Source organism: Serratia sp. CMO1 (genome assembly GCF_015689115.1).
GTDB classification, from domain to species: Bacteria; Pseudomonadota; Gammaproteobacteria; order Enterobacterales; family Enterobacteriaceae; genus Serratia; species Serratia marcescens.
The window spans coordinates 3,884,196-3,900,423 of record NZ_CP065032.1 but is presented as its reverse complement, the minus strand read 5'-3'; the positions used below and the strand labels follow the sequence as shown (position 1 = coordinate 3,900,423).

At 60.1% G+C, this 16,228-nt stretch carries 15 protein-coding genes and 3 tRNA genes; 8 read left to right on the top strand and 10 right to left on the bottom strand.

What is annotated here, in order from left to right; translation table 11 throughout:
- Position 1: 1 nt before the first annotated feature.
- Positions 2-1,327: an amino-acid N-acetyltransferase gene (gene argA / locus IT763_RS18625; protein ID WP_004931881.1), complete on the bottom strand. Its 1,326-nt coding sequence runs from the start codon at positions 1,325-1,327 to the stop codon at positions 2-4.
- Between the two features lie 239 nt (positions 1,328-1,566).
- On the opposite strand from argA, the gene amiC reads away from it, so the two are divergent.
- Positions 1,567-2,820 carry an N-acetylmuramoyl-L-alanine amidase AmiC gene (amiC, locus tag IT763_RS18620; RefSeq protein ID WP_004931882.1) on the top strand — a complete coding sequence of 418 codons (1,254 nt, stop codon included), beginning with the start codon at positions 1,567-1,569 and terminating at the stop codon, positions 2,818-2,820.
- A 90-nt stretch (positions 2,821-2,910) separates the two neighbouring features.
- Here the strand turns inward: amiC and IT763_RS18615 are convergent.
- The 3 genes from IT763_RS18615 to IT763_RS18605 form a co-directional block, all read right to left on the bottom strand.
- Positions 2,911-2,987 (bottom strand) — tRNA-Met (locus tag IT763_RS18615).
- 65 nt (positions 2,988-3,052) lie between these two features.
- Positions 3,053-3,129: transfer RNA gene (locus IT763_RS18610), tRNA-Met, on the bottom strand.
- Between the two features lie 57 nt (positions 3,130-3,186).
- Positions 3,187-3,263 (bottom strand) — tRNA-Met (locus IT763_RS18605).
- A 216-nt stretch (positions 3,264-3,479) separates the two neighbouring features.
- Between IT763_RS18605 and mltA the strand changes: the two genes are divergently transcribed.
- Positions 3,480-4,616 carry a murein transglycosylase A gene (gene mltA, locus IT763_RS18600; RefSeq protein ID WP_016929908.1) on the top strand — a complete coding sequence of 379 codons (1,137 nt, stop codon included), beginning with the start codon at positions 3,480-3,482 and terminating at the stop codon, positions 4,614-4,616.
- An 84-nt stretch (positions 4,617-4,700) separates the two neighbouring features.
- Positions 4,701-5,507 (top strand): tRNA cyclic N6-threonylcarbamoyladenosine(37) synthase TcdA, encoded by an 807-nt coding sequence (gene tcdA / locus IT763_RS18595; RefSeq protein WP_033639514.1) that lies wholly within the window; start codon positions 4,701-4,703, stop codon positions 5,505-5,507.
- Here tcdA and csdE read toward each other — a convergent pair.
- Together csdE and csdA are read right to left on the bottom strand one after the other, a co-directional pair.
- A complete protein-coding gene (gene csdE / locus IT763_RS18590; RefSeq protein WP_016929906.1) occupies positions 5,498-5,932 on the bottom strand; it encodes a cysteine desulfurase sulfur acceptor subunit CsdE in 435 nt (144 codons plus the stop codon). The genes tcdA and csdE overlap by 10 nt on opposite strands.
- Positions 5,933-5,951: 19 nt before the next feature.
- Entirely contained in the window at positions 5,952-7,157 is a 1,206-nt protein-coding gene (csdA, locus tag IT763_RS18585) for a cysteine desulfurase CsdA (RefSeq protein ID WP_049299593.1), read from the bottom strand.
- A 196-nt stretch (positions 7,158-7,353) separates the two neighbouring features.
- Between csdA and IT763_RS18580 the strand changes: the two genes are divergently transcribed.
- The 4 genes from IT763_RS18580 to rlmM all read left to right on the top strand — a co-directional run bounded on the left by IT763_RS18580 (position 7,354) and on the right by rlmM (position 10,424).
- Complete coding sequence (locus tag IT763_RS18580; RefSeq protein ID WP_028127531.1) at positions 7,354-7,578, top strand: YgdI/YgdR family lipoprotein; 225 nt, start codon at positions 7,354-7,356, stop codon at positions 7,576-7,578.
- A gap of 385 nt (positions 7,579-7,963) precedes the next feature.
- Positions 7,964-8,881 carry a transcriptional regulator GcvA gene (locus IT763_RS18575; RefSeq protein WP_206194915.1) on the top strand — a complete coding sequence of 306 codons (918 nt, stop codon included), beginning with the start codon at positions 7,964-7,966 and terminating at the stop codon, positions 8,879-8,881.
- Between the two features lie 51 nt (positions 8,882-8,932).
- The gene (locus IT763_RS18570) at positions 8,933-9,328 is read left to right on the top strand and encodes a DUF423 domain-containing protein (protein ID WP_004931896.1); all 396 of its coding nucleotides are present in this window, start codon (positions 8,933-8,935) and stop codon (positions 9,326-9,328) included.
- On the top strand, positions 9,321-10,424 hold the full coding sequence (gene rlmM / locus IT763_RS18565) for a 23S rRNA (cytidine(2498)-2'-O)-methyltransferase RlmM (protein ID WP_004931897.1): 1,104 nt from the start codon (positions 9,321-9,323) through the stop codon (positions 10,422-10,424). Before IT763_RS18570 ends, rlmM begins: the two co-directional genes overlap by 8 nt.
- A 40-nt stretch (positions 10,425-10,464) precedes the next feature.
- Here rlmM and xni read toward each other — a convergent pair whose 3' ends face one another.
- The 3 genes from xni to queF form a co-directional block, all read right to left on the bottom strand.
- Entirely contained in the window at positions 10,465-11,223 is a 759-nt protein-coding gene (xni, locus tag IT763_RS18560; protein WP_206194914.1) for a flap endonuclease Xni, read from the bottom strand.
- A gap of 54 nt (positions 11,224-11,277) precedes the next feature.
- Positions 11,278-12,642, bottom strand: a complete 1,365-nt coding sequence (gene ppnN, locus IT763_RS18555; protein WP_021505658.1) for a nucleotide 5'-monophosphate nucleosidase PpnN — start codon at positions 12,640-12,642, stop codon at positions 11,278-11,280.
- A gap of 192 nt (positions 12,643-12,834) precedes the next feature.
- Positions 12,835-13,680 carry an NADPH-dependent 7-cyano-7-deazaguanine reductase QueF gene (queF, locus tag IT763_RS18550; protein WP_176062722.1) on the bottom strand — a complete coding sequence of 282 codons (846 nt, stop codon included), beginning with the start codon at positions 13,678-13,680 and terminating at the stop codon, positions 12,835-12,837.
- Positions 13,681-13,743: 63 nt separating this feature from the next.
- On the opposite strand from queF, the gene syd reads away from it, so the two are divergent.
- Positions 13,744-14,292: a SecY-interacting protein gene (gene syd, locus IT763_RS18545; protein WP_016929899.1), complete on the top strand. Its 549-nt coding sequence runs from the start codon at positions 13,744-13,746 to the stop codon at positions 14,290-14,292.
- Positions 14,293-14,904: 612 nt separating this feature from the next.
- Here the strand turns inward: syd and IT763_RS18540 are convergent.
- Positions 14,905-16,143, bottom strand: a complete 1,239-nt coding sequence (locus IT763_RS18540; RefSeq protein WP_206194913.1) for an MFS transporter — start codon at positions 16,141-16,143, stop codon at positions 14,905-14,907.
- Positions 16,144-16,228: the final 85 nt, after the last annotated feature.

The window sequence follows — 16,228 nt, the reverse complement described above, 5'->3', positions numbered from 1 at the left end:
ATTACAGATCCGCCAGCAGAATTTTGGAGCGGCGCTGGTAGTTGTACAACGCCTGTTTCTGCATCGGCAGCACGTCGACCTCCGCCGGGGTAAAGCCACGTTCCTGGAACCAGTGGATGCTGCGGGTGGTCAGCACGAACAGCTTCTTCAGCCCCATCTGTCGCGCCTGGTTTTCTACCCGCTGCAGCAGCATCTCGCCGCGCGAAGAGCTGCGGTAATCGGGATGTACCGCCACGCAGGCCATCTCACCGATTTTTTCCTCCAGGAACGGGTACAGCGCCGCACAGGCGATGGTCAGGTTATCGCGTTCGATGATGGTGAATTTGTCGATCTCCATCTCCAGCTGTTCACGCGAACGGCGCACCAGAATGCCCTGCTGCTCGAGCGGCCGGATCAGCTCCAGGATGCCGCCGATGTCGTTGATTGTCGCCCGGCGCACCTGTTCGGCGCTCTCCATTACGATTTGGGTGCCGATGCCGTCGCGCGAGAACAGTTCCTGCACCAGCGCACCGTCTTCCTGGTAGCTGATCAGGTGGCTGCGGCGCACGCCGCTGCGGCAGCCTTTCACCGCGCCGCGCAGGAAACGCACGGTGCCGGAATGGTAATCGCCGCCTTCCTCCAGCTCTTCAAGGCGCTTTTGCGCGTCGTTGGGGAACAGCTCGGAAAGGATGTTGCCTTCCGCGTCGGTCACGCCCTGCGAGGAGCAGAAACCGATCATTTTTTCCGCCTTCAGCTTGATCGCCAACTGGGTGGCCACTTCTTCCGAGGTCAGGTTGAAGCTCTCGCCGGTGACCGAAACCGCGACCGGGCCAATCAGCACGATGGCGTTGCTGTCGAGCTGGCGGTGGATCGCTTCTTCATCGATGCGGCGAATGCGGCCGCTGTGGCAGTAGTCGATGCCGTCATCCACGCCCAGCGGCTGCGCGATGATGAAGTTGCCGCTGACCACGTTAATGTGCGCGCCTTGCAGTGGCGTGTTGTTGAGGCTCATCGACAGCCGAGCGGTGATGTCGAGCTGCAGCAGGCCGGCGGCCTGCTTGACCAGCTCGAGCGTATGGGCGTCGGTCACGCGAGTGTGTTTGTGGTAGATCGGCTCATAGTTGTGCTGCGCCAGATTGGCGTCGATCTGCGGCCGTGCGCCGTAAACCACCACCAGGCGAATACCCAGGCTATGCAGTAGCCCGATATCGTTGACGATGTTGGAGAAATTCTCGTGTTCGATGGCTTCCCCGCCGAGCATGATGACGAACGTCTTGCCGCGGTGGGCATTGATATAGGGGACTGAGTGACGGAATCCTTGCACCAGCTCTGTACTACGTTCCTTCACGGCCAAACCTCTTTGCATATTTATACGATATTTTTGTATTTTTATTCTTTTATTGCGCCGATGGCAAGTGGGAAATCGTCATGAAGCGTGCGCTAAGGGCGCTAAATCGTTAATAAATTGAAAAACCATAAAAAGATTTTCTGATGACAGGGCTGGAATGATTGGTTAAAGTTTTCGGCATCCCCATTTCATTGGTGTTTTTTTCATCTGTTGTAAACAGCTATTACTGCCGGAGCCGCATGCCAAACGCTAATCACAATCTGGGCCGCCGTCGTTTATTACAGGGCGTTGCCGCCAGCTGGTTGCTGAGTGTGAGTCGTACGGGCTTCGCCGCATCATCGCACGTGATCGCCGTGCGCGTCTGGCCATCCTCCACCTATACCCGCGTCACGCTGGAATCCAACGTCGAACTGAAATACAAGCAGTTCGCCCTGACCAATCCCGATCGCGTGGTGGTGGACATCGAAGGTGTTCACCTCAACAGCGTGCTGAAAGGCATCGCCGGGCAGGTGCGCGCCGACGATCCTTATCTCAAGCAGGCGCGCGTCGGCCAGTTTGATCAGAATACCGTGCGGCTGGTGCTGGAGCTCAAACAAAGCGTCAGCCCGCATATTTTCACGCTGGCGCCGGTGCCGGAGTATCGCAACCGTCTGGTGATGGATCTCTATCCGACGAAGGGCGGCAGCGGGGGTGAGGAGTATGATCCGCTACTGGCGTTACTGGAAGATTACAACAAGGGCGATCTGGAGCGCACGCTGCCGCCGGAAGCGCCGCAGGCCGGCAAAGCGGGGCGCGATCGGCCGATCGTCATCATGCTGGATCCCGGCCACGGCGGCGAAGATCCCGGCGCTATCGGCAAGTACAAGACGCGCGAGAAAGACATCGTGCTGCAGATTGCCCGCAAGCTGAGCGCCATGATCAAGCGCGAGCCAAACATGAAAGTGTTCATGACGCGCAATGAAGATGTGTTTATTCCGCTCAAGGTGCGCGTCGCCAAGGCGCGCAAGCAGCGCGCCGATCTGTTCGTTTCGATTCACGCCGACGCCTTCACCAGCCGCGCCGCGCGCGGTTCATCGGTGTTCGCATTGTCCACCAAGGGCGCCACCAGCTCGGCGGCCAAGTTCCTGGCGCAGACACAGAACGCGTCGGACCAAATCGGCGGTGTCAGCAAGAGTGGCGACCGTTATCTCGATCACACCATGTTCGATCTGATCCAAACCGCGACCATCAACGACAGCCTGAAGTTTGGCAAGGAAGTGTTGAATCGGATGGGAAAAATCAACCGGTTGCACAAGAATCGTGTCGATCAGGCCGGTTTTGCGGTGTTGAAGGCGCCGGATATCCCGTCGATCCTGGTGGAAACGGCGTTTATCAGCAACATTGAAGAGGAGCGTAAGCTGCGCACCAGCCACTTCCAGCAGCAGGTGGCGGAATCGATTCTGGCGGGCATCAAGGCTTATTTCGCCAACGGCGGCGCGCTGGCGAGCCGATAAAAGCAGGGCCGGGCGCGAGTCCGGCTATTTTTGCGGATTGCAGATACAAAAAAACACCCGGAAGGGTGCTTATCTGTTGTCATCAAGAGTTGGTTGCGGAGGCCGGATTTGAACCGACGACCTTCGGGTTATGAGCCCGACGAGCTACCAGGCTGCTCCACCCCGCGTCCGTCTTGATGCTGTATTACGACGAAACCACCGTTCATGTTATGCCGCTGGTACGACATTCGGTTGGTTGCGGGGGCCGGATTTGAACCGACGACCTTCGGGTTATGAGCCCGACGAGCTACCAGGCTGCTCCACCCCGCGTCCGTATAATACTTTGTTATCGAAGCCAAACGCAAATACCGCCAATGCGGCATCGGTTGGTTGCGGGGGCCGGATTTGAACCGACGACCTTCGGGTTATGAGCCCGACGAGCTACCAGGCTGCTCCACCCCGCGTCCGATGGATGCGCACTATACTCTCCATGCGTTTTGTTGCAAACCCTTTTTGCATTTTATTGGCCTAAACCCGTTTTTCTGCTGGATTTGCCCGCAATTTGCCTTCTTTTTCATCACCATCCTCCGGGCGGCTTTTTTTATTTGCAGCGATTCCTTTATCAATGAGCGTTTGTTATCGTTCAGCCGGTAGATCATATCAGTTTGAGAGTGTGCGCGATGAAAGGACGTTGGGGCAAATACCTGCTGGGCGGGTTGATGGTGGCGGTGTTGGCGGGCTGTTCGTCCAAGCCGACCGATCGGGGTCAGCAATATAAGGACGGCCGTCTGGATCAATCGCTGGAGCTGGTCAATCAGCCCAACGCCAAAGGTTCGCCGGTCAACGCCAAGGATTACTCGGATCAGCTGATGGAGATCAAGTACGCGTCGCCTTCGCTGTTTAACCGCAACAACAGCACCTATCAGGCGGTGCAAAGCTGGATGGCGTCTGGCGCCGACACGCGCATGCTGAGCCAGTACGGCCTCAGCGCTTACCAGATGGAAGGCGTCGACAATTACGGCAACGTGCAGTTTACCGGCTACTATACGCCGGTGGTGCAGGCGCGCTATACCCAACAGGGCGAGTTCCGCTATCCGCTGTACCGCATGCCGCCGAAGGGCAGGGGGCGCTTGCCGGATCGCGCGGGCATCTATTCCGGCGCGCTCGACGATCGCTATATCATCGCTTACACCAACTCGCTGATGGACAACTTCATGATGGAAGTCCAGGGCAGCGGCTATGTCGACTACGGCAACGGCCAGCCGCTGGTGTTCTTCGGCTACGGCGGCAAGAACGGCCATGCCTATCGCAGCATCGGCAAGGTGCTGATCGATCGCGGCGAAGTGGCCAAGGCGGACATGTCGATGCAGGCGATCCGTCAGTGGGCGGATACCCACAGCGCCGCAGAGGTGCGTGAGCTGCTGGAGCAGAACCCGTCGTTCGTGTTCTTCCGTCCGGAAGCTTTTGCGCCGGTGAAGGGCGCCAGCGCGGTGCCGCTGATCGCCAAAGCTTCGGTGGCTTCCGACCGTTCACTGATCCCGGCGGGCACTACGCTGCTGGCCGAAGTGCCGCTGCTGGACAACAAGGGTAAATTCACGGGAAAATACGAGATGCGTCTGATGGTCGCGCTCGACGTGGGCGGCGCCATCAAGGGCCAGCATTTTGACATGTATCAGGGCATCGGGCCGGAAGCCGGCCACTCGGCGGGGTACTACAACCACTACGGCCGCGTCTGGGTGCTGAAGAACAACGGCGGTGGCCAGCTGTTTAGCGCCAATCAGTCAAACCGCGGCGGTTCGTTGCTGGCCACCCGCTAAACGCATACGGCGTGAAAAGATTGACCCGCAAGGGCCGGATTTTCCGGCCCTTATCATTTGCATTATGAAGGTAATTAAAGCGTTATGAGTACAGCTTATTCGGAAGCCTATCTGCAGCGTTTCGGCGGCACGGCGCGGTTGTACGGCCAGCAGGCGCTGGCGGTGTTCGCGCAGGCGCATGTCTGCGTGATCGGCATCGGCGGCGTGGGTTCCTGGGCGGCTGAGGCGCTGGCGCGCACCGGCATCGGCGCCATTACCCTGATCGACATGGATGATGTTTGCGTCACCAATACCAACCGCCAGATCCACGCGCTGCGCCAGCACGTCGGGCAATCGAAAACCGAGGTGATGGCGGAGCGTATCCTGGCGATTAATCCGGAATGCCGGGTGACCTGCATCGACGATTTCATCACCCCGGACAATGTCGCCGAGCTGCTGGACCATAACTTCAGCTACGTCATCGACGCGATCGATAGCGTGCGGCCGAAGGCGGCGCTGCTGTCATACTGCCGCCGATTCAAGATCCCGGTGGTGACCACCGGCGGCGCCGGCGGGCAGATTGACCCGACCAAAATTGAAGTGGCCGATCTGGCCAAAACCATCCAGGATCCGCTGGCCGCCAAGCTGCGCGAGCGGCTGAAGCACGATTTCAACGTGGTGAAAAACGGCAAGGGCAAGCTGGGCATCGACTGCGTCTTCTCCAGCGAGCCGCTGGTTTATCCGCAGCCGGACGGCTCGGTATGCGCTTCGCGCAGCACGGCGGAAGGACCAAAAAGAATGGATTGCAGCGCGGGGTTCGGCGCAGCGACCATGGTCACCGCCACCTTCGGCTTCGTCGCCGTGTCGCACGCGCTGAAAAAGATGCTGGCGAAGGCGGCACGTCAGGCGTAACGGGCGGCGATCGCCTGCACGGCGGCGGCCAACGCCGCCAGGCCGCTGGCGCGGGTGGCGCTCAGCTGCGCGCGCAATGCCAGGCGGTCGAACAACGCCAGCGGATCCAATGCGGCGATCTGCGGCGGCGTTTTCCCTTCCACTTCGGTCAGCAGCACCGCCAGCAGGCCGCGCACGATGCGGCCTTCGCTGTCGCCATAGAAATGCAGCGTGCCGTCTTCCAGTAACTGGTGCCCCAGCCAGACGCGGTTTTCACAACCGCTCAATTCCATTTCTTCACTGCGCAAGGCCTCCGGCAGCGGCGGCAGCCGTTTTGCGAGCATAATCAGCTGGCGGTAGCGGTCTTCCCACTGTTTCAGCGCGCTGAAGGTGGCGATCAAGGCTTCGGCGGTGATCTCTCGGCCAAAAGGATGGGGGGCGAGCATAGCGTCTCCGGGAGTCAAGTCAGTCGGCCAGCAGATCGAGGGCGTGAGTCAACGCGCTGACCAGCGTATCGACGTCCTGTTGCGTATTGTAGGGGGCGAACGACGCGCGCAGCGTGCCGCTGACGCCTAACGCCGCCATCAGCGGCTGCGCGCAGTGCTGGCCGGCGCGCAGCGCAATGCCTTGCTCCGCCAGCAGCGTGACGATGTCGCTGTGGTGTACGCCGGCGATGTCGAACGCCAGCAGGCTAGAGCCGGAGCTGCGGAAGCTGCGAAAGCCCGGCAGCTGCGCCAACCGTTGTTCCGCCTGGTCCGCCAGCTCGCGGCTGTAGCGCTCCGCCGCCGCCATGTCCTGTTCGCTGAGCCAGGTGAGCGCGGCGGCCAGCCCCAGCACGCCGGCGATGTTTGGCGTGCCGGCTTCGAAGCAGTGCGGCGGCTTTTGCGGGGTAAAGCCGTCGAACGATGCCTGGGTCAGCATCTTGCCGCCGCCTTGCCACGGGGCCATCTGCGCCAGCAGCTCGGCTTTGCCGTACAGCGCGCCGATGCCGGTCGGGCCATACAGCTTGTGGCCGGAGAAGGCGTAGAAATCGATGTCGAGTCGCTGTACGTCGGCCGGGCCGTGAACCACGCCCTGGGCGCCGTCGATCATCACGCGCGCGCCGGCGGCATGGGCCAGCGCGATAGCCGGCGCCAGATCCGGGCAACCGCCGGTGACGTTGGACATTTGCCCCAGCGCCAACAGGCGGGTTTTGTCGTTGAGCAGGGCGGGCAGCTGCGTCAAATCCGGCAACCGATCGGCGCCGATCGGCAGTTTCACCACCCGCGCGCCGGTTTGTTCCGCCACCATCAGCCAGGGGATCAGGTTGGCGTGGTGTTCCGCTTCGCTCACCAGAATTTCGTCGCCTGGCTGCAGACGCGGGCGCAGGTAGCTCTGCGCCACCAGGTTGATCGCCTCGGTGGTGCCGCGCGTCCAGACGATGTCGTCGGCCGACGGTGCATGGATCAGTTGCGCCACCTGGCCGCGCGCCTGCTCGAAGCGGGCGGTCAGATCCTGCGCCGCCCGATGCTGGCTGCGGTGCACGGTGGCGGCGTCATCGCGATAAAATTGCTGCGTGGCGTCGATCACCGCCTGCGGTTTCAATGCGGTGGCGGCGCTGTCCAGATAGATACCGTCCTGCGCGAGCGCGGGAAACTGTTGGCGAAAAAGGCTGGGATTAAAAGGCGTCATACCTTGATTGTCACTGGCTTGAGTCGATGGGTGATCCTGTCCTATTTTGCCGCCGGAGACAAGCGATCCTGCCTATTAGGACTTATCGCCTGGCAAAACTGAGAAAGTTTGTTATGCTATTAAATGTGCGCTTATTAATCGCATTTATACACACAAAAGGTATTTATCAGCATTTAAAACTACAAAGGAGTCCTCAATGAAGAAAACAGCCGCAGTTCTCTCTGCCCTGATGCTTACGTTCACCCTGGCCGCCTGTTCCAGCAACTACGTGATGCATACCAATGACGGACGCACCATTGTTGCTGACGGCAAGCCTAAAGTGGATAACGATACCGGCATGATCAGCTATAAAGACGCCAACGGCGTCGAGCAACAGATCAACCGCGCCGATGTGAAAGAGATGGTTGAAAGCGACCAATAAGCGTCAGGCAAAAAAAAGCACCGCAAGTTTTGCGGTGCTGCATAAAATCACTATGGACAGACAGGGTAAATGTACAGGAAGTGAAAAAACAGTAGCCTAGCTACCATGTCCGGAATCGCCGGACAATTTGCAAACACAACATCACAACCACAAGCCAAAAGTTCATCGGCGTCCTCGACACCCACTCCCTTTTCGTTCCGGCCCGGGAAGTGCCGCCACTATAGGTATTTGCTGGCGCATCCTCAACGGACAAATTATAATGGCTCGGATAAAAAAAACTAATGGCAATACGCCGTTAGCGTTTACCGATGGCTTGCCACGTAAAGCCGCCCGATTTTCGGCGCCGAATCATTCGGATTAATGTTACACAAAAGTAGCTAATTTAATGTCTAAACGCTTACCTCCCCTCAATGCGCTGCGCGTGTTCGATGCGGCCGCTCGCCACCTGAGTTTCACCAAGGCGGCGGAAGAGCTGTTCGTGACCCAGGCCGCGGTGAGCCACCAGATCAAGTCGCTGGAGGACTTCCTCGGGCTGAAGCTGTTTCGTCGGCGCAACCGCTCGCTGCTGCTGACCGAAGAGGGGCAAAGTTACTACCTCGATATCAAGGAGATCTTCTCTTCGATCAACGAGGCGACGCGCAAGCTGCAGGCGCGCAGCGCCAAGGGGGCATTAACCGTCAGTCTGCCGCCGAGCTTCGCCATTCAGTGGTTGGTGCCGCGCCTTTCCGGCTTTAACTCAGCTTATCCGGGGATCGATGTGCGCATCCAGGCGGTGGACCGCGAAGAAGACAAGCTGGCGGACGACGTCGATGTGGCGATTTTCTACGGCCGCGGCAATTGGCCGGGGCTGCGCGCCGAGCGCCTGTATGCGGAATATCTGCTGCCGGTTTGTTCGCCGAGCCTGTTGACCGGCGATCATCCGCTGAAAACCGCAGACGATCTGGCTTATCATACGTTGCTGCATGACGTTTCACGCCGCGACTGGCTGGCCTATACGCGCCAGCTGGGGTTGCAACACATCAATGTGCAGCAGGGGCCGATCTTCAGCCACAGCGCCATGGTGGTGCAGGCGGCGGTGCACGGCCAGGGCGTGGCGCTGGTGAATAACGTGATGGCGCAAACCGAGATCGAAGCCGGTCGCCTGGTATGCCCGTTCAACGATGTGCTGGTCAGTAAAAACGCTTTTTATCTGGTATGTCATGACAGCCAGGCAGAACTGGGTAAAATAGCCGCCTTCCGGCAGTGGATCCTGGCGCGCGCCGCCAGGGAACAAGAGAAGTTCCGCTTCCGCTACGAACAATAAGGCCGGCCGCCGCCTTGCCGCGGCCGGTAATTTTTAATGGGATAGATCACGATGAGCAGCCGTTCCATGCTGGTTTTCGCCGCTATCAGCGGCTTTGTGTTTGTCGCGTTGGGCGCATTCGGCGCGCATGTGTTAAGCGGCACGCTAGGCGCCAACGAAATGGCCTGGATCCGCACCGGGCTGGAATATCAGGGGTTCCACACCCTGGCCATCCTGGCGCTGGCGGTCGCGATGCAGCGCCGCGTGAGCCTGTGGTTTTACTGGAGCGGAGCGCTGTTGGCGTTCGGCACCGTGTTGTTCAGCGGCAGCCTCTATTGCCTGGCGCTGTCGCACCTGAAGGTCTGGGTATATATCACGCCGGTTGGCGGCGTGTGCTTCTTGATCGGCTGGATATTGATGTTGATTGGCGCTTTGCGTCTGAGGAAAAAGGCCGAGCGCCATGAATAAGATTGCGTTGTATTGCCGCCCCGGCTTCGAAAAAGAGTGTGCGGCGGAGATCACCGATAAAGCCGCCCAGCTGGAGATTTACGGCTTTGCGCGGGTAAAAGAGCACAGCGGTTACGTGCTGTTCGAATGCTACCAGCCGGACGATGCCGATCGCCTGGCGCGGGAGATTCCGTTCCGCGAACTGATTTTCGCCCGCCAGATGATCGTGGTGGGTGAGCTGCTGCGCGATCTGCCGCCGGAAGATCGGGTATCGCCGATCGTCGGCATGCTGATCGGCGTAGTCGATCGCGGCGGCGAGCTGCGGGTGGAAGTGCCGGACACCAACGAAAGCAAAGAGCTGATGAAGTTCTGCCGCAAGCTGACGGTGCCGCTGCGCGCCGCGATGCGCGAGCAGAAGGTGCTGATGGCGCGCGAGAACCCGACTCGCCCGGTGGTGCATGTGTTTTTCATCGCGCCGGGCTGCTGCTATGTCGGTTACTCCTACAGCAACAACAACTCGCCGTTCTACATGGGCATTCCGCGTCTGCGCTTCCCGGCCGATGCGCCGAGCCGCTCGACGCTGAAGCTGGAAGAAGCCTTCCACGTGTTCATCCCCGCCGACGAGTGGGACGAGCGCCTGGCCAGCGGCATGCACGCGGTCGATCTGGGCGCCTGCCCGGGCGGCTGGACCTATCAGTTGGTGAAACGCAGCATGATGGTGCATTCGGTGGATAACGGCCCGATGGCGCCAAGCCTGATGGAAACCGGCCAGGTGACGCACCACCGCGCCGACGGCTTCAAGTTCGAGCCGAACAGCAGCAAGATCTACTGGCTGGTGTGCGACATGGTGGAGAAACCGGCGAAGGTGACCAGCCTGATGATTCAGTGGCTGGTGAAAGGCTGGTGCCGTGAAGCGATCTTTAACCTCAAGCTGCCGATGAAAAAGCGCTACGAGGAAGTGTCGCAAAACCTGATGAGCATCCGCGAAGCGCTGGGCGCCGCCGGCATCAGCGCTGAAGTGCACGCCAAGCAGCTGTATCACGATCGCGAAGAGATCACCGTACACGTGCGCCGCATGTGGTCGGCGGTGCCGGGCCGCCGCGACGAGCGCGATTAACCGCGTGAAGCCTTAATGAAGGGCGCTGCTTGCAGCGCCCTTATTGTATCGGCAGGCGCAGCTGCTGCAGGTTGCCGTCCAGCGACAGATCGGTGCCTAGCGTGGCGACCCGTTTGCTGATGTAGGCCAGCTCGCGGTGCTGCTCCAGCTTACCGCGCCATTTCTCCGGCACCTGCTCCAGGTGCTGATAAAGCCCGTCCAGATTACCCGATTGCTGCAGCAGCAGCACGGCGGTCTTCGGCCCGATGCCGGCCACGCCGGGGATCTTGCTGCTGCCGATCCCCGCCAACCCCCAGTAGTCCGACAGCTGCTGCGGCTGCACGCCAAACTCCTGTTGCACGAAAGGCATATCCAGCCAACGTTTCTGGAAGTAATCGCGAATTTGTACGTTCGGCGCCAGCAGTTGGCAATAGCCTTTGTCGGTGGAGACGATGGTCACCTGGTGGCCGCCGCCGGCGACCTTCGCCGCCAGCGTGGCCGCCAGATCGTCCGCTTCGTTGCCGGGCGAATGCCAGCTGGCGACGCCCAGTTCGGCAAAGGCTTCGCGCAGCTGCGGCATCTCCTGCTGCAGGTTTTCCGGCATCGGCGAGCGCCCGGCCTTGTAGTCCGGCAGAATTTGGTGGCGCCAGCTGTCGCTGCGATCGTCCTCGTCGAATACCGCCACCGCGTGAGTTGGGCGGCTGTGCTGGAGCAACTGCTGCAGCGCGTGGCGGCAGGCGTTGACGCAAGGGGAGCCCTGCACGGCGTGAATGCGGCGGATGAGGTTCAGGGCGTCGACAATCAGTAGGTGTATCATCATGGGCGGTTAGGTCAGAGAAAACAGGGCGGCCGTTACGCCGCCCGGGATTGAGGGTCAGGCGACGATTTCGTAGCAGGGCACATAGGCGCTGCCCGGCAGCTTCATGCGGTGCTGGGCAACAAAGCCCTGCAGCAGGCTGTCCATCTGCTTCATCATTTGCGGTTCGCCGTGCAGCTTGTACGGGCCGAACTGCTCAATGGCGTGGATGCCGTTTTCCTTCACGTTACCGGCCACGATGCCGGAGAAAGCGCGGCGCAGCGCGGCGGCCAATTGCTCCGGCGGCTGGTTCGGATAAAGATTGAGGTTCGCCATGTTCTCATGGGTCGGCTCGAACGGCAGCTGCAGATCCGGCGCGATGCGGATCGACCAGTTAAAGCTGTAGGCGTCGCCGGTGTTGCGGCGGTTCTCCTTCACCAGCGGCATGGCTTTTTTCATCTGCCGCGCCACTTCCGCCGGATCGTCGATGATGATGGTGTAATGGCGGCGCGCTTCGTCGCCCAGGGTGTTCATGATGAACTCGTCCAGCACGCGGAAGTAGTCGGCGCTCTCTTTTGGCCCGGTCAGGATCAGCGGCAGCACCTGTTCACTGTTCTCCGGGTTCATCAGGATACCCAACAGGTACAGCAGCTCTTCGGCGGTGCCGACACCGCCCGGGAAGATAATGATGCCATGCGCGATGCGCACGAAGGCTTCCAGGCGTTTTTCGATGTCCGGCATGATCACCAGCTCGTTCACCAGCGGGTTAGGTGGCTCGGCGGCGATGATCGAAGGCTCGGTCATGCCGATGAAGCGGCTGTTGCGGTAACGCTGCTGCGCGTGACCGACCGCCGCGCCTTTCATCGGCGCTTCCATCGCGCCCGGCCCGCAGCCGGTGCAGATGTTCAGCTCGCGCAGGCCCAGCTGGCTGCCGACCTTGCGCGCGTACAGATATTCGTTCTCGTTGATCGAGTGGCCGCCCCAGCACACCACCATGTTGGGATCTTCATCCAGATGCAGCGTGCGTGCATTGCGCAGGATCGAAAATACCAGGTTGGTGATGTGGGCCGAGTTTTCCAGATTCAGGTGCTGGAAACGGCCGGCGCTGGCGATTTGGCCGTGCACGAACAGGATGTCGCGCAGCACGGCGAACAGGTTGGCCTGCAGCGAACGGATGATGCGGCCGTCGACGAACGCCTCTTCCGGCGGGTTGACCAGCTCCAGCTTCACCCCGCGCTCACGGCGCAGCACGTTGATGTCGAAGGTTTCATAGCGCGACAGCAGCTGTTTGCTGTTGTCGGTTTGGCTGCCGGAGTTCAACACGGCCAGCGAACAGTTGCGGAACAGGCGGTACAGGTCGCTGCTGGCGGTGCGCTTCAGCATGTCTACTTCCAGCTGCGACAATAAATCCATAGAGCCAAGCGGGCTGATGTGTGTAATCAAGGTAACTCCTTTGCACCCGGTGCGGGGCGGTAGTAATCCATACGCAGCAAAACAGCATCTCGTTATGGTTGGCGTGCTGCGGCGCAGCGGGCGCTCTGCCCGGCCGCAGCCTCGTTTTAACCTTACCGCCGTCCCTGGGCTTTTACCAACATAAACCGCTCGTTAGCTCAGTTGTTGAGCAATGTTTCGCACTTATTGGCGCGCCAGGCGGCCGTGCGCGGGAGCGAATGCGACGTTGCTGCGCCACGGGTTGATATCCAGACCGCCGCGGCGGGTGTAGCGGGCGTAAACCGTCAGGCTTTGCGGCCGGCAGTAGCGCATCAGATCGTTGAAGATGCGCTCGACGCACTGCTCGTGGAATTCGTTGTGGTGACGGAAGGAAACTAGATAGCGCAGCAGCGCTTCGCGATCGATCTTGCCGCCGTGATAGCTTATCTGCACCGAGCCCCAATCCGGCTGATGGGTGATCAGGCAGTTGGACTTCAGCAGGTGGCTGACCAATTGCTCTTCCACCACCTCTTCACCGGCGGCGTTCAGCAGGTAGTCGGCGCTGAACTCATAATTGTCGATGCGGATATCCTGCTTGTCGATGCAGTCGCCGGCCAGACGGGCGATCGGCGTGTCTTCCAGCTGCTCGACGCTGAACAGGGTGACGCTGACCTCGCCCTGGGCGCAGGCGGACAGATCGCGCTGCAGGGTGCTGCGCACCATTTCCCAATCGGCGAACGGCGTTTGATTGAAGCTGTTGAGATACAGCTTGAAGCTTTTCGATTCGATCAGGTTCAGGCTGTCGGCGTTGAGGCTGATCTCGCCGACCGCTACCTGCGGCAGCCCGTTGGCGTTCAGCCAGGAGAGTTCGTACAGCGTCCAGATGTCGGCGCCGTGGAAGGGCAGGTTGTCGGGATACAGCCCCAGCGGCTCGCGGTTCATGCTGCGCGGCACCGCCTGCAGCAACGTGGCGTCGTAGCGATCGCGGTAAGCGGTGGGTTTGCCCAGCGTCAGCCCTGACAGGGCCTGGTGGTCTTGATAGGAGGACATCTGCTGTCACCTCGGTCAGAGATAGGTACAATGGCCGTCAGTTTAACGTATGCGAGAAAGAATATGGACCATGATGTATCGCACGCTCTGCGTGAATTCACTCAACGCTATGTCGAGTTGTGGCAGCAAGCGCGCGGCCACGCGCCGGCCAGCCAGGCGCTGTACGGCGTGCCGTCGCCCTGCATCGTGGAGAATCGCGAGGACGACGTGCTGTGGTTGCCGCAGCCTTTCGAACCGGCGGCGACGCTGGAGAAGGTAGAAGCCGCGCTGGAGCTGCGTTTGCAGCCGGATGCGCACCGTTTCTACACGCAGCAATACGCGGGTGACATGAGCGCGCAATTTGGGGAGCATCGCCTGAGCCTGCTGCAGGTCTGGAGCGAGGAGGATTTTATCCGCCTGCAGGAGAACCTGATCGGTCATCTGGTGACGCAAAAACGTCTCAAGCTGTCGCCAACGCTGTTCCTGGCGACCACCGAATCCGAGATGACGATGGTGTCGCTGTGCAACGTCAGCGGCAACGTGGTGCTGGAACAATTCGGCAGCGATAAGCGCACCTTGTTGGCGGCGACGCTGGGGAATTTCCTCGATGCGCTGCGCCCGGTGCTGGACTGAAGCGCGGCGGATTCGCCGTCGCCCGTGTGAGAGATCTCTCACACGGGCTGTGAGATATCGCTCTTAATTTTTCCCACCTTTTTCCAGACTATGAGATTATTGTTATCCAGATCAATTGGTTAGAATTTCTTTAGGATAACTCTTAGGCTTAATTTAGTGTGAGACGTCTCCCAAACCCTTGTGATTCCGGGGAATTTAAGCGATCTTATCGTTACCGGAACGGAACCGGCGGAGCAGGAAAGCATCAGGATGATGCAGCTTCAGGACGAAGAAAGGGATGCGCTCAGGCAAGAGCGAAGGATGGCGTCAGGAGATGCCCAGGATGTTTCAGGATAGAAACCAGGGACACCTCCAGGACGGAGATTGAGAGCCGACACAGGACTGTCGGCGGGTCAGGAAGGCTGAGGAACCGCGTCAGGACGATGCTGCAGGATGATGCAAGGATCACTTGGTCAGGATGGCCGCAGGAAAAGTTTTCAAGGATTGAGCAGGGAGCACACTGTGTAGCGGGATGGCTATAAAACGAACCGGGGGCACTGTTAACGCAGTGCCCCCAACTTTTTGTTCTCTCCCGCCGTGCGTGCTCCTCTGCTGCTTAATCCATCGTCAGCGTTAACCAATCGCGCCCAGCGTATCGCCTGCGCCCTGTTTTTTCGGCAGCAGGAACAGCGTGGCGTAGATATCCAGCAGGTAAATCGCCGCCAGCAGGCTGATGGCGGCGGTGAACGACACCTGCGTCACCAGCGCGCCGATCACCAATGGCCCCAGGCCGCCGACGCCGCGCCCGAGATTGAACAGAATGTTTTGCGCGGTAGCGCGCGCCTGCACCGGGTAGGTATCGGAAATCAATGCGCCGTAGCCGCCGATCATGCCGTTAACAAACATGCCCATCACGGCGCCGGCGAACAGCATCAGCATCGGATCGCTCAACTGGGCGTAGCCGATCACCATCACCACCGCGCCTATCTGATACAACACGAAAATCTTCCAGCGGGCGAAGCGATCGGCCAGCATGCCAAACAGCCAGATGCCGAACGTCATGCCGACCACCGTCACCGCCGTCCACAGGCCGGACTTGGTGAGCGAGAAGCCGAAGTTTTTCGCCAGGTAAGTCGGCATCCAGATCATCAGCCCGTAGTAACCGAAGTTCTGCACCGAACAGAGAATGAAGATGCCGATGCTGGCCTTGCCGGTGGCGCGATCCTTAAACAGCAGGCGCAAACGCTGGAGCAAGGAGAGCGGTTGTCCGGCGTCTTTCTGCCGCACGAATTCCTCCGGTTCGCCCAGCGTGCGGCGGATCAGGAATGACGCCAGCGCCGGCAGCAGGCCGACCAGGAACATGCCGCGCCAGCCGATATGTTCCAGCAGCAGCGGCGTCAGGAAAGCGGCCGCCAGCACGCCCAATTGCCAGCCCATGCCGACGTATGCCGAAGCGCGGTTGCGCTTCTCCGCCGGCCAGGCTTCCGCGATCAGCGCCATGCCGATGCCGAATTCGCCGCCCAACCCGATGCCCGCCAGGGTGCGATAGGCCAGCAGATCCCAATAGCCTTGCGCCACGGCGCACAGGCCGGTGAACAGGGAAAACATCAGAATGGTGATGGTCAGCACCCGGATACGGCCGAAACGATCGCTGAGGTGGCCGAAGATCACGCCGCCCAGCACCGCGCCGATCAGCGTCCAGGTGACCAGCGAACCGGCGGCCGATGAGGATAATCCCAATTCGATGCTGATGGCCGGCAGCATAAAGCCGAGGATCAGCAGGTCAAACCCGTCCATGGCATAACCGGTGACCGAGGCCAACATGGCCTTACCGGGCGTCGCGTGGTTTTTTTTCTCTGTTATTACGGACATGAATCTTTATCTGTGTGGTGAATTCGGTGGCCCTATTGTGCCGCGCGACGGTGAACGTCACCAGATAAAAACGGTGAGCTGTCTC

Excerpts from the sequence above, each read along its gene's own strand:
- mltA (WP_016929908.1), top strand. The coding sequence starts at position 3,480 with ATGAAAGGACGTTGGGGCAAATACCTGCTGGGCGGGTTGATGGTGGCG.
- amiC (WP_004931882.1), top strand. The coding sequence starts at position 1,567 with ATGCCAAACGCTAATCACAATCTGGGCCGCCGTCGTTTATTACAGGGC.
- csdA (WP_049299593.1), bottom strand. The coding sequence starts at position 7,157 with ATGACGCCTTTTAATCCCAGCCTTTTTCGCCAACAGTTTCCCGCGCTC.
- queF (WP_176062722.1), bottom strand. The coding sequence starts at position 13,680 with ATGTCCTCCTATCAAGACCACCAGGCCCTGTCAGGGCTGACGCTGGGC.
- tcdA (WP_033639514.1), top strand. The coding sequence starts at position 4,701 with ATGAGTACAGCTTATTCGGAAGCCTATCTGCAGCGTTTCGGCGGCACG.
- IT763_RS18540 (WP_206194913.1), bottom strand. The coding sequence starts at position 16,143 with ATGTCCGTAATAACAGAGAAAAAAAACCACGCGACGCCCGGTAAGGCC.
- syd (WP_016929899.1), top strand. The coding sequence starts at position 13,744 with ATGGACCATGATGTATCGCACGCTCTGCGTGAATTCACTCAACGCTAT.
- IT763_RS18575 (WP_206194915.1), top strand. The coding sequence starts at position 7,964 with ATGTCTAAACGCTTACCTCCCCTCAATGCGCTGCGCGTGTTCGATGCG.
- csdE (WP_016929906.1), bottom strand. The coding sequence starts at position 5,932 with ATGCTCGCCCCCCATCCTTTTGGCCGAGAGATCACCGCCGAAGCCTTG.
- xni (WP_206194914.1), bottom strand. The coding sequence starts at position 11,223 with ATGATGATACACCTACTGATTGTCGACGCCCTGAACCTCATCCGCCGC.
- rlmM (WP_004931897.1), top strand. The coding sequence starts at position 9,321 with ATGAATAAGATTGCGTTGTATTGCCGCCCCGGCTTCGAAAAAGAGTGT.
- IT763_RS18570 (WP_004931896.1), top strand. The coding sequence starts at position 8,933 with ATGAGCAGCCGTTCCATGCTGGTTTTCGCCGCTATCAGCGGCTTTGTG.
- IT763_RS18580 (WP_028127531.1), top strand. The coding sequence starts at position 7,354 with ATGAAGAAAACAGCCGCAGTTCTCTCTGCCCTGATGCTTACGTTCACC.